Raw genomic sequence first — 11,435 nt, 5'->3', positions numbered from 1 at the left:
CCTTGTTGAAGAAGCTCGTCATGCTCCGCCCTTGCCGGACGACGTTCAATCCAGGCGCAACCTTCAGCCTGTGCCCTCTACCTCAACCGCAGACGCCCTCCCGCGCAGCGGGTTCGTTCTCCGGCCCCAATTGAGACGCTCGGGTCATAATAGCCAAGTATCCGCGCCTGAACGCATCCTGGGCGTTCAGATCAAGGGCAGTAACGCACAGCTGCCGCCCGGCGCTCGCGGAAGCGAGCCTCAGCATCAGCATCCTCGAAATCGGGTCGCGTGTCCTCGAGAGCCTGCAACACCTTGGCGCGGAACCAGGTATCGTGGGCGTCACTGCTACCAACCATTTCCAGCGGTAGTGAGCCTTCGTTCGCCGTCCGAGTTAGAAGGATTCGAACAGCATCCGAGACGGTCAACCCCATGTTCTGCAGAACGGTCGTAGCGCGGTCCTTAATATCGGCATCAATCCGCGTCTGGACCAGTGCATTTGCAGCCATCACATATCTCCTTCACAAAGCATCAATGTAATGCAAATGCATGACATAATCCAGTATCGTCGCGAACAGTGAAACGTGCGGCCTCGACGTTCCCGTCGATACATAATGCGATCTCACCAGCGCTTTTGCGTTCGCGACGCACGGAACATCAACATCGTCAATGAACGGATGTGGCGCTACGAGCGGTCATTTCGGCAAAGCCCGGAGTGCCGCTCGCAATCTGGGATGCAACCACTATTGCGTAGCTCCTATCGTTTCATCTCCGATTACGAGAGCAGATCTACTGTTGGCAAAGGTATGCGAAGTGGCTGTCGCTTTGACTTTATAGACGCTTCGATCTTGAGCTCTCATACCGAAAGACGGCGCAACTCAGCGGGGGATCATCTAACAGGGGAATGCGCCGGGCGCTGTACAGGCGGACACAGCACCGGATCGGATACAGACGCCCTATTTGGGAACCTTGTGCGCCCCACGACGTTTAGCCAGTACACATACCCCATCTGACGCTTCCTCCGCCGCCTGACAAATGGCCGTTTGCGCCAAGATCCGACACGCGGGAGCGTTTCAATGACCAGGCATATCAAATATGAAAGAGAGGCCCTGCTTCGCGGTTGGGACGCAGTCTACGATCTGGAAGAATTCATTCGGGCGTATCGTTTGGCACCGCTTGCCGCGCGCGAGATCTTTGCTAAGGCCGGCCCCCGCCGGCTCGATCTTGCAAACGCGATGGATGCACGAGCGATGGCGGCGACACACCATTAGTCGATAGCGCACTTATGACCGCCGCTTGTCTGCAGGCTGTTGCGTCAGTGCGATATTGCGCGCAGGGTGTTTCGTCGACAGCGATTGAAGCGGGCGCTGTGCCTGTGCCCCAACCGAAGGAGGACGTCATGTCTTCCAGCCACCCAGAACATTATCTTGATACGGACGACCTCAGCCTGCTGGTCGAGGTGCTCGCCGCGGCGGGCTTCTACGGAACAACCGCGACGGTAGATCCAAGTGGGCGGCTTGCCGCCGCGCGCTTCCTGTTAACTGCGCTCGAAAACGGCGTCAGTACCAACGCGATGCTTGCCGCTGCACTTGTCGAGCGTGGCGATGCCTCAAGCGGAGAACACCGGACGCCTCAGCAGACGAAAGCCGAGGCGATTGACCGCTGGGATGACGAAGGCGGCGCTGTTTCCAATGTCGTCGCCAAGTCTCCGGCTTGATCGCCGCCAGCGAGGTCAACCAAACGGTCGCCGCGCATTTCCCATATTCCAAAAGGGAGAATTCGATGCACACATTGCCCAGCCTGAAGGGCCACCATCTTAGCCCCCACGAACTTTCAGTGGTCCGGAGGGTTTTTGAAGCAACCTGCTTAAAGACACGGATCCAGGCGCGCGACATACAAGCCGATCGTCTGGCCAGGTTCATCATGGATGAATACCGGTTCGGCAACACCGACGAAGCGTCCCTTCTGGAATGTGCCCTGTGGCACGAGACGCGACGTATTCCGTCCAAAGCGAAGAACCGCTCAATCGTCGACATCCGAACAGCAAGAACGCGTGAGGGCCGCGATCCCGGCCAAATGTCGAAACCGGGTGCTTCTCCCGAACGGGGCGCTCGCTAGCCGTCTCACACATCCGACAGCGACCGCCCGTCTGCCAACCCTCTTGAGCTTCGAATACCTGGCCGCCTCTCATGGGCAGCCAGCACGACCAGGCGCGTTGCCTGGAGCATGAAAGAGAACCCTCTAACCACAGGAGCCATCATGGCCAAGGAAATCAAAACACTGGACGTGCTTTTTCACGATACGTTGAAGGACGTCTACTTCGCCGAAAACAAGATCGTCGACACGCTGCCGAAGATGCGTGATGCCGCCAAGAGCAAGCCGCTGAAGGATGCCTTTATCAAGCATCTCGGTGAGACAAAGGTTCATGTCGAGCGGCTGGAGCAGGTCTTCAAGATCATCGGCAAGAAGCCGGAAAAGAAGACATGTGACGCAATCATGGGCATCACCAAGGAAGGCGCATCGGTCATGGACGAGTATGAAGGCTCGCCCGCGCTTGACGCCGGATTGCTCGCGGCTGCGCAGGCTGTCGAACACTACGAAATGTCACGCTATGGCACCTTGCGGACGTGGGCGCTGGAACTGGGTATGAAAGATGCCGCCAAGCTTCTTCAGACGACGCTCGACGAAGAACAGGCGACAGACATTGCTCTGACCGCGATCGCCACGAAGGTCGTAAATCAGACTGCAGAAAAAGCGGCCTGAAGCATTTCCAGGGAAAGTGCGAAGCGACTTTCCGTCAGGAAATGCGTAAAAGCAAAGAGATAGAGCGCTTCTGCGCTCCGTCTCAACCGGGAACGCTCTAACGTGAATATTTGCCCGGCTTGATCCTATCAAGCCGGGCAAAGGCGGTCTTGGCCGACACATACGAGAATCCGGTATGGGCCATAGGTTATGTCCCGCGCGCCCTGGCGCGCGGTGGGCCACATCACGTGGTTATCGATTGCATTTGTCGGGAAGGAGACCACAGTGGTGTCAGGCAAATTTTCGAGCAGGCTCTAAGCCACCGTTTCCTGCGGATATGCCCCAACCAAAGGAGGACCAGATGTCTTCCAACATAACTCCCCACGTCCCCATTCCCCTCAATATCGAGATGTTGAAACGGGTGCTCGACACCGCCGGAATGTTCAATGTCAGAGGCGCCTGGCACCGAGCGAAAAGACGCGCCGCAACTCGATTTCTGATCACGGCATTTCAAGGCGGCGTTCACTCCGAGGCAGCGCTCGTCACCGTTCTGCTGGGCCAGATCGAGATGCTCTCCTCGCCTTTTTCGAATGACGATTTGGATCGGTGGGAAAATGAAGGTGGCGGCATGGCGTTTGGTCGCTCCCCGGCATCCGCTGCTTTCCATTGATCGGGTTTTTCGCATGCTGCAACCGCTGACTACGAGAGCGAAAAACGGCGATGAATAGTCTGGACGGCCCGAGGGCCGCCCTTCGTCAATTGGGTAATTTACTTGGCGCGGCGCCAGACACCGTTGACGCCGTCACCCTTAACGTCTCCAGCCTTCTTGTCTTCGGCATAGGTGTAAAGCGGCTTGCCGTCGTAGGCCCACATCTGCTTGCCGGTCGTATCCTTGACAAGCGACCATTCGCCTGCCGCCGTGGATTTTGCCGCGGCGTGGAACGCGGGCCAAATCTTCAGGCAATCGGCGTCGCAGTTCGACTTGCCCTTGGTGTCCTTGTCGAACGTGTAGAGGGTCATGCCGCTATCCGTGGTCATGACCTTGCCCACCTTTGTATCGACCATCTTGGCCGGTTCAGCGGCAAAGGCCGACCATGACGTAGCGGCAGCTACGCCCAATGCAATTAGAGAGATTTTCATTATTTTTTCCCATCGGGGATGCCGGCGGAATGCCAGTAGTGCCCGAAGTCTAACATTGGAAACGCGTGGCTTCGATTACGGTTCCAAGGAGCGTGACGCCCAGGGCCGCTGTTAGGCACGGGCAAGACCGGAATCTTGGCCGAGAATGCCATTCGTCTGGACGCAGGTCTTGGTGCGGCTGATCTAGTCTTTATCTTCCGGTGGTCGGCGCCGAATTTGGATGAGGCCCCTGCGCATGGCGTCTTTCAGATTGAGAATATCAAGAAGATCATCCGCTTCATCGCGCGGCAAATGCGACATCAGATAACCGTCTAAAACAACCGGCTGCCCGGTGAAGACATCGATCACCGTCCACACATTGTTGGCTTCGACCTTCAGATCAAACCGTTGTGTCGCCATGGTTCAGCGCAGTCCAACGTCGGTGTTCACGGCATGCCCGGCCGCATCTGGCATGGGAGGACGACCATCGGCGTTGCCCTGAGGCGGTCTGAATGCCCAGACAAGGATAACCGACACTGCCACCAGCAACAGTGAAAAGACCAAGCGGGAGGACATTGTGGCTCTCCTTCATCGAAGGCGACCAGCGACGGTCGGGAGCCCGCATGGTCAGATCATCAATCGCGGGCAAGAAACCGCAGAAGCGCCTTTTGCAACGTCTCGGCAGCGGTTCGGTTCAGGGCCACTTCGATCGGGCCCTCGTCGCATTCCAGGCAGAGCGTGCCAATCAGCGGCGCCTTATTGAGGGTAATGATGTCGCTTTCGTAGAGCTTGTTCGGCTCGGACATGGCAGTCCCCAATTCCAAACAAAGAGCTTACCACATTCGCAGCGGATACGGGGCTTTATCCCGCACGATGGCACCTGTTGATCGCTCGGTGGGACAGGAGCCGCAACCTCCAGAGAAACATCGATGAAGCTGGACGAATAGGAGAGTTCACGTCGGCCGACAGGCACAACCGCCTCAATTGAAACTCAATCGACGCGCTATGCTATAGGCAAGTTGATTTGGCCGATGTGGCTTTCGCGGTAGAACTTCGAACCGCCCCAATCCCCTAAATTCTCGACAGACAGGCACGTCAGTGCTCGCGGCCAACGCGTCTCGAAACAGATCTCGAGCCGTCTGTTCGTCCGAGCCAGTGCAACGCGCATCATTGATCCGTCGACAGCCGGCGCGAAAACCGCGGAACGACCGTTGCAGCCGAATTGTTCTTACCTACGCTTGAGGAGGGCGGCGCGGCACGGAACCAAACGCCCATCCTCACTCGTCCGCTCGGCCGAACGCTAGATATCAGACAAGGCTCGTTCGGGATCTGCAAGGTCCAACAGAGCAATCAATGATCCCGTCTTCGTCAAAAGCATAACGCTCGACAGGCAGGACCGCGCCGCCGCGCATACGCCGGCGTAGGAAGGAGACATCATGTTCAATCGAACCAACCATCGATCCATCCACTTCAATCGGCCCTTCCAGTTGCCCGACGCCGAGGAAACGTTCGCGGCCGGCGACTACGACGTGGACGAAGACGAGGTCCTCATCGAAGGCCTTTCCTGGCTTGCCTACCGACGCGTTGCGACCTTTATCAAAGTGCCGGCAACGATAGAAAATCAGTATCGCATGCGCTTGATCGCGATCGAACCCGACGAACTTGAACGCATCATCACATTGGATGGTGCCGGGAACATTCCTCACTCGCAGCCACACGCTTGAAGGTACCGCTGGGTGTAACCGATCGGTATCACGGCGATACGAAGAACGGGAGAACGACGATGCCCCACCGAGAGCATGCACGCACCATTATACGCTGGAAGAACGAGGGCCACGCGCCACACCAAATTCATGGCCGCTATCAATTCGGCCGACGTGTTGAAGTGGACGGATCCTGGACGATCTACCACGTCTTTAGCGGCAAGCCTGCGCAGGTCGATGCGTGGAGAATGACTGGCCTCAGTCGTGAGAATGCAGACCAAGCCCTCGACGTTCTCAATACATACTGAGCACGACGCGAAGACCGCTGCACAGGTTTGGTGCTGAGATCCGGACTTGAGCGGATGGGCATCTTTGAAGTGGCATACTATGCCGTGGCTGCCTTGCGGACGGATTTCGGGCGTGCGCCCGGGAAGCATTCGGTTGAAGACTGCGCAGCCGAGGGCGACTTCGGTCTGCTGAACGGGAAGCGATCGGGCCGCAAACGCCGCCCGATGATGGACTTGTATCGCCCGATGGCGGTCTCGACAGCGAGCGTTTGCCGTAACCGTTGGAGGCCTGCCATTTCATCCGGCAGTATCTGCTGATTAAGGCGATATGCTGGTCCCGTTGGCCGGGTTCGTCACCCTGAACTTTATCTTTCGCAAGGCGTGGTGTTTGAAAGGCATGGCTACACTACAATCGCTATGGCGGAAGCCTCTTGCCTAACCCACACCAACAAACGATCCGTGCACCAACGCCGTTCAAGCACCGTTCTCAGTATCCCATCCCACCCATGCCGCCGTTGCCGGCCGGCCCGGCGGAATCTCTTGAGGGACTGTCGGCGATCATCGCTTCGGCAGTGATCAGAAGTGCCGCGATTGAGCCCGCGTCCTGCAAAGCGGTCCGCACAACCTTCGCCGGGTCGACGATGCCGGCTTTGATCATATCGACATAGGTCTCCGTCTGCGCGTCAAAGCCCTGGTTGTGATCCCTGCTGTCGGTGAGTTTTCCCACGACGATCGAGCCTTCGACACCGGCGTTCTCGGCGATCTGCCGGATCGGAGCTTCCAGCGCCCTGAGCACGATCGAGATGCCCGCCGTGACGTCCGCATTCGCTCCGGTCAGTCCGACCAGGACCGACCTGGCACGCAACAGGGCAACACCACCGCCAGGAACAATGCCTTCCTCAGCCGCTGCGCGCGTGGCGTTCAGCGCATCGTCGATACGGTCCTTCTTTTCCTTGACCTCGATTTCGGTCGCGCCGCCGACGCGGATGACCGCGACGCCGCCGGCGAGTTTCGCCAGGCGTTCCTGGAGTTTTTCCTTGTCATAGTCGGAGGTCGTCTCCTCGATCTGTGCCTTGATCTGCTGGATGCGCGACTGGATGGTCGCTTTATCGCCGGAGCCGTCGATAATCGTGGTGGTGTCCTTCTCGATCAGCACGCGCTTGGCGTGGCCGAGCATGTCGAGCGTAACGTTCTCGAGCTTGATGCCGAGATCCTCAGAGATCATCTGGCCGGCCGTGAGGACGGCAATGTCTTCCAGTATGGCCCTGCGGCGATCGCCGAAGCCCGGCGCCTTGACGGCCGCGATCTTCAGGCCACCGCGCAACTTGTTTACGACCAGCGTCGCCAGAACCTCCCCCTCGACATCCTCGCAGAGGATCAGCAACGGTTTGCCGCTCTACACGACCGCCTCGAGTATCGGCAGCATCGCTTGCAAATTGCCAAGCTTCTTTTCGTGGATGAGGATGTAGGGGTCCTCCAGTTCCACGCGCATCTTCTCGGCATTCGTGACGAAATAGGGCGAGAGATAGCCGCGGTCGAATTGCATGCCCTCGACAACGTCGAGCTCGGTCTCGGCAGTCTTGGCTTCCTCGACGGTGATGACGCCTTCATTGCCGACCTTGTCCATCGCCTTGGCGATCATCTCGCCGACTGTCGCGTCGCCATTGGCGGCAATGGTTCCGACTTGCGCGATCTCGCCCGAAGACTCGACCTTCTTGGCGCGCGCCTGGATTTCCTTGACGACAGCAGCGACACCAAGGTCGATGCCACGCTTGAGATCCATGGGGTTCATGCCGGCGGCGACGAGCTTGACGCCTTCGCGCAGGATGGAGGCAGCGAGCACAGTCGCCGTCGTGGTGCCGTCACCGGCGAGGTCGTTGGTCTTAGAGGCCACCTCGCGCACCATCTGCGCGCCCATGTTCTCGAACTTGTCGGCCAGCTCGATTTCCCTGGCAACTGCGACCCCGTCCTTGGTGATGCGCGGCGCGCCATAGGCCCTGTCGATGACAACATTGCGGCCCTTGGGGCCCAGCGTCACCTTGACGGCGTTGTTGAGCAACTCGACACCGCGCAGCATGCGATCGCGCGCATCAGTGGAGAATTTGATTTCCTTGGCAGACATTATGTTCGTCCAGTTCGGTCTTGAGATTGCGGGGTTGGAAATCGACTGTCAGGCAGCTTTCTCGGCCGCGACGGTCTTTCGACGACGCCCATGATGTCGGGCTCGTTCACGATCAGGGGTTCCTCGCCGTCAATCTTGAAATCGGTACCGGACCATTTGCCAAACAAAATCCTATCACCGGCCTTAACGTCGAGCGGAATCAGCTTGCCGCCTTCATTACGGGTGCCTCGACAAACGGCGATCACTTCGCCTTCCTGCGGCTTTTCCTTGGTAATGTCGCGAATGATGATCCCGCCCTTGGATTTGAGATAGCCTTGCGCGCGCCGGATGACGGCGCGGTCATGGAGTGGACGGATTTTCATAGAGATTCTTTCTGCTGCCGGCACATAGGGCGGCTGCAATCCTTACATAGCACCTTTGGCACTCGATTGATAGGAGTGCCAAGAAATAGCCGTTAAGGCTTTGAGGGGTCAGTTCCGGCTTCACACGCCTGGCGTCGCGGATCCGCGAACAAGGCACCGATGTTTTCGGCTTCAGCGAGCAAAAGACGCCGGGGAGCCTCCGTCAGGCATGCCGCAGGTTCATCTACACGGAAAACCTCCTACCGATCGCCGCGTCAAATGGTGCGGAATCGGCTCAGACGCCCACTCCGCTCCAGCAGCCGAACGCCGCGACGCCCTTGGGCTTCACGTGCGAGCCGATAGCAAACTGCTAGTCGCGCGAACTGGCGGATCGAGCGAGTTCGCCGGCGACATCGGGGGGCACCAGTTCAAGGGCTTTTACGAGCGAACCAAAGCGATCGACGGTTTGGCTGCGGTCCGCCGCGCGGAGCATATCCGGGCTCTCGGGCAGCCATATTCGTCTCCTTCAGCTTATAATATAGAACGTCGCCCTTCAGCCAATGGCAATTGACGACTTGCCATCTGCCTACCATTCGGCACTATTAATCACTGATGCCTCGCGATTAGACCATCTCCCTCGCGCTCAGCGTCATAGCAACGGTCGCGACAGACCCCTTCATTAATTCGTTCTATTGGGGACGGTTGCGGAACGGATGCGAATTGGAAACGTTTCCTCAAATCGGCCGTGGAATGAACCCCAGCCATAAGGTGGTAGCCAGCGGGATTCGCGCAACCAGAAACACTCATTCCGCCCAAGTTCCGATAACTAACGGGAGAACGCGACTGACGACCCGCTGCTGGTCGGAGAACCTTAGAGAGCACGATGGCTAACCAACATGGTCGAAATGATTTAGCCGGCGCGAACATTGTGACAGTGTTCGGCGGAACGGGCTTCGTTGGGCGGCGGATCGTGCGCAGGCTTCTGGAAAAGGGTATCGATGTACGTGCCGTCTCGCGTCATCCCTCAAAGAACACGTTGGACAACGCCTCCGATAAGAAGCCATCTCAGCAGATCGAAGCTGACATACTGGTTCCATCCTCGATCGTCGCTGCCGTGGCTGGATCTCGCGCTGTTGTGAATGCGGTCAGCCTTTATGTCGAGCGCGGTAAGGAGACCTTCGAGCGTGTCCATGTAGAAGCCGCAGCCGCTCTGGCGACCGCTTCGCGGGATGTCGGCGTCGAGACGTTCATCCAGATTTCCGGCATCGGATCGGATCCGAATTCCCGTTCGAATTACATCCGGGCGCGGGGTCGCGGTGAGGACGTGGTGAAGGCGGCGTTTCCAGGCGCGGTGATCGTCCGTCCCGCTGTCATGACGGGCCTCGACGATGCGTTCATCACAACGATCGCGAGGCTGGTATGCCTCCTCCCGATCTATCCGCTGTTCGGCGAAGGGAGCACTCGGCTGCAACCGGTATATGTCGAGGACGTGGCGGAGGCTGTGAGCCGCTTGGCTCTGGGTCAGAATCCCACGGGTGCATCGATTTTCGAGTGCGCCGGTCCGCGCATTTATTCGTATCGGGAACTCGTTCAGAAGGTCGCCATTCAATTCAAGGTGCGAACCAGGCCGGTACCTGTGCCATTCGCGGTATGGAACATCTTGGCGGCTGCTACGGAGTTTCTTCCCGCGGCGCCGCTCACGCGCAACCAAGTTGATCTCATGCGTCGTGACAATGTCGCGGCAAGCGATCTGCCGGGCGACGTAGCCGAACCTGGGATATGCGACTTGAGGGCAGCTATGCTTTTCGAAGCTGCCTATGTCGCCAAACGAAACTTGCCGCCCTCTATCGCCTCGATCACCATGCCGAGCGTTTCACGGCGTGTTTGTCCATCGGTACATAGAACATGCGGCTCAAGCTGTTCCAGCGATGAGAACTGTTGATGGAGTGCGGTAATAGGCACAGGGTCGGTCAACGTGTCGCCACCACGCTCTTGACAGCGAAGAATGGCCACATCCAACGGCGGTCGCAGGACAACGTAGTGGAGTGGCGCGGCGAGTCTCCTGAAGTGTTGCAGAAACCATGGGCCGATTATGCCATCCACAACGACAAAAAAACCGCCCCTGGCGTATCCTTCGGCAACATTTGCGATCACATCCATGACTACGGCGTTCTGTTCATGCGCTTCGGGCAGATAGGGTGGAATCGCGCCGTTTTTGATGAAGTGCCAGAAGTCATCAGAATGAAGATGAGCCTTGGGTGATCCGCGTTCTTCGGCAAGGGCTAGTGCCGTGGTAGTTTTTCCGGAGCCGGGTGGGCCTGTGAGAATGAGTATTTCGCCTGCGTGATTCATAACGTTGATTTTATCAGGTGACGCGACGTTCCCGCAATCTGCGACGATCCATAATATGCCGATCTGCGATCGTGCGAGGTCGGACGCGATAGGAGCCGGTGTGTCTAAGTATCGAATTTCCCGCATGACAGGTTCTTCGATACTCTCGACTCTGACGCCGCAGACCACTCCGGTAATCATCCCTCCGGGACGGGTACACCCGCCGCCCGCACGCGGGGGCTAGGATCCTGCCGGGTCTTCCGGTGTCTCGACTCCGCGATCTGGATCCCAGTCTTCAACCCCATCGAAGAAGTCCTTCACTGCTTCGACAGCCTGGTTCCAGAACGCTTCGCCAGGCAGGGGCTGGACATCACCGCCGCCCGCTTCGATTTTCGCCCTGACTGTTTCCGGCGTTTCGCGGACATATTGGCGCTTGCCTCCAATATCGAGCGCAGAGTTGATCCCATCCTTTCCCGGCGAGGCTACCGGGATAGGCCCGCTCGATTTCGCGGGATTGAACCAGACGGGGGAGCCACCCGGTTGTGTGAGAGAATCGAGACCCGGAAGCTCCGCCTTGACCAGTGCCGCAACGGCAGACGCCTCCTCCATCACAAACAGGGCTCGGGCGGAGTTTACCAGGGTGTTTCCGAGGTCATTGTCCCAATGAGCGACTGTCTTTCTCATGCGAAGCACAGTGGTCCCATCGAGGTCCAGCGCGTCGCCATTCGATTGCGTGAGATTGATCATGTGATCCTCCTTGCCTCGCGATCAGACGTCAATCAGAGATTGCTTTAATAACAAAGAGTTGTCG

Annotated in this window: 13 protein-coding genes and 5 pseudogenes; 8 read left to right on the top strand and 10 right to left on the bottom strand. The window is 58.1% G+C overall.

What is annotated here, in order from left to right:
* Positions 1-191: 191 nt before the first annotated feature.
* The gene (locus BKP54_RS33175) at positions 192-488 is read right to left on the bottom strand and encodes a type II toxin-antitoxin system RelB/DinJ family antitoxin (protein ID WP_084815617.1); all 297 of its coding nucleotides are present in this window, start codon (positions 486-488) and stop codon (positions 192-194) included.
* 567 nt (positions 489-1,055) lie between these two features.
* On the opposite strand from BKP54_RS33175, the gene BKP54_RS33170 reads away from it, so the two are divergent.
* The 5 genes from BKP54_RS33170 (at position 1,056) to BKP54_RS33150 (ending at position 3,391) form a co-directional block, all read left to right on the top strand.
* Positions 1,056-1,250, top strand: a complete 195-nt coding sequence (locus BKP54_RS33170) for a hypothetical protein (RefSeq protein WP_084815616.1) — start codon at positions 1,056-1,058, stop codon at positions 1,248-1,250.
* Between the two features lie 128 nt (positions 1,251-1,378).
* The gene (locus BKP54_RS33165) at positions 1,379-1,696 is read left to right on the top strand and encodes a hypothetical protein (RefSeq protein WP_084815615.1); all 318 of its coding nucleotides are present in this window, start codon (positions 1,379-1,381) and stop codon (positions 1,694-1,696) included.
* Positions 1,697-1,761: 65 nt separating this feature from the next.
* Positions 1,762-2,097, top strand: coding sequence for a hypothetical protein (locus tag BKP54_RS33160; protein ID WP_084815614.1), 336 nt, complete (start codon positions 1,762-1,764; stop codon positions 2,095-2,097).
* Between the two features lie 141 nt (positions 2,098-2,238).
* Complete coding sequence (locus BKP54_RS33155) at positions 2,239-2,742, top strand: DUF892 family protein (RefSeq protein WP_025430830.1); 504 nt, start codon at positions 2,239-2,241, stop codon at positions 2,740-2,742.
* A 340-nt stretch (positions 2,743-3,082) separates the two neighbouring features.
* On the top strand, positions 3,083-3,391 hold the full coding sequence (locus BKP54_RS33150) for a hypothetical protein (protein ID WP_084815613.1): 309 nt from the start codon (positions 3,083-3,085) through the stop codon (positions 3,389-3,391).
* A gap of 98 nt (positions 3,392-3,489) precedes the next feature.
* On the opposite strand, the gene BKP54_RS33145 is transcribed toward BKP54_RS33150, so the two are convergent.
* From BKP54_RS33145 to BKP54_RS35970, 3 genes are all read right to left on the bottom strand, one after another.
* Positions 3,490-3,861 carry a hypothetical protein gene (locus BKP54_RS33145; protein WP_025430832.1) on the bottom strand — a complete coding sequence of 124 codons (372 nt, stop codon included), beginning with the start codon at positions 3,859-3,861 and terminating at the stop codon, positions 3,490-3,492.
* A 183-nt stretch (positions 3,862-4,044) separates the two neighbouring features.
* Complete coding sequence (locus BKP54_RS33140; RefSeq protein ID WP_025430833.1) at positions 4,045-4,260, bottom strand: hypothetical protein; 216 nt, start codon at positions 4,258-4,260, stop codon at positions 4,045-4,047.
* A 215-nt stretch (positions 4,261-4,475) separates the two neighbouring features.
* Positions 4,476-4,646: a hypothetical protein gene (locus BKP54_RS35970; protein WP_158071747.1), complete on the bottom strand. Its 171-nt coding sequence runs from the start codon at positions 4,644-4,646 to the stop codon at positions 4,476-4,478.
* Between the two features lie 630 nt (positions 4,647-5,276).
* On the opposite strand from BKP54_RS35970, the gene BKP54_RS33135 reads away from it, so the two are divergent.
* Positions 5,277-5,564: a hypothetical protein gene (locus BKP54_RS33135; protein WP_084815612.1), complete on the top strand. Its 288-nt coding sequence runs from the start codon at positions 5,277-5,279 to the stop codon at positions 5,562-5,564.
* Between the two features lie 410 nt (positions 5,565-5,974).
* On the opposite strand, the pseudogene BKP54_RS33125 reads toward BKP54_RS33135, so the two are convergent.
* The 3 genes and pseudogenes from BKP54_RS33125 to BKP54_RS33115 all read right to left on the bottom strand — a co-directional run.
* A pseudogene (locus BKP54_RS33125) lies at positions 5,975-6,188 on the bottom strand (IS5/IS1182 family transposase); the annotation flags it as partial.
* 129 nt (positions 6,189-6,317) lie between these two features.
* Positions 6,318-7,952 (bottom strand): annotated as a pseudogene (gene groL, locus BKP54_RS33120) (chaperonin GroEL).
* A complete protein-coding gene (locus BKP54_RS33115; protein WP_025430838.1) occupies positions 7,952-8,314 on the bottom strand; it encodes a co-chaperone GroES in 363 nt (120 codons plus the stop codon). The pseudogene groL and the gene BKP54_RS33115 overlap by 1 nt, the downstream one beginning before the upstream one ends.
* A gap of 113 nt (positions 8,315-8,427) precedes the next feature.
* Here BKP54_RS33115 and BKP54_RS36965 point away from each other — a divergent pair.
* Positions 8,428-8,634: pseudogene (locus BKP54_RS36965) on the top strand (NYN domain-containing protein); the annotation flags it as partial.
* A gap of 542 nt (positions 8,635-9,176) precedes the next feature.
* A pseudogene (locus BKP54_RS33105) lies at positions 9,177-9,920 on the top strand (complex I NDUFA9 subunit family protein); the annotation flags it as partial.
* Between the two features lie 188 nt (positions 9,921-10,108).
* On the opposite strand, the gene BKP54_RS33100 reads toward BKP54_RS33105, so the two are convergent.
* From BKP54_RS33100 to BKP54_RS33095, 3 genes and pseudogenes are all read right to left on the bottom strand, one after another.
* A complete protein-coding gene (locus BKP54_RS33100) occupies positions 10,109-10,645 on the bottom strand; it encodes an AAA family ATPase (RefSeq protein ID WP_192435011.1) in 537 nt (178 codons plus the stop codon).
* A 102-nt stretch (positions 10,646-10,747) separates the two neighbouring features.
* Positions 10,748-10,825, bottom strand: a pseudogene (locus BKP54_RS36235) (DUF2200 family protein); the annotation flags it as partial.
* A 39-nt stretch (positions 10,826-10,864) separates the two neighbouring features.
* Positions 10,865-11,371 carry a hypothetical protein gene (locus BKP54_RS33095; protein ID WP_025430842.1) on the bottom strand — a complete coding sequence of 169 codons (507 nt, stop codon included), beginning with the start codon at positions 11,369-11,371 and terminating at the stop codon, positions 10,865-10,867.
* Positions 11,372-11,435: the final 64 nt, after the last annotated feature.

Origin of the sequence: Ensifer sp. 1H6, from assembly GCF_001976035.1 — a bacterium.
GTDB classification, from domain to species: Bacteria; Pseudomonadota; Alphaproteobacteria; order Rhizobiales; family Rhizobiaceae; genus Ensifer; species Ensifer canadensis.
The sequence above is the reverse complement of the archived record's forward strand: the minus strand, read 5'-3'. Positions and strand labels throughout refer to the sequence as shown.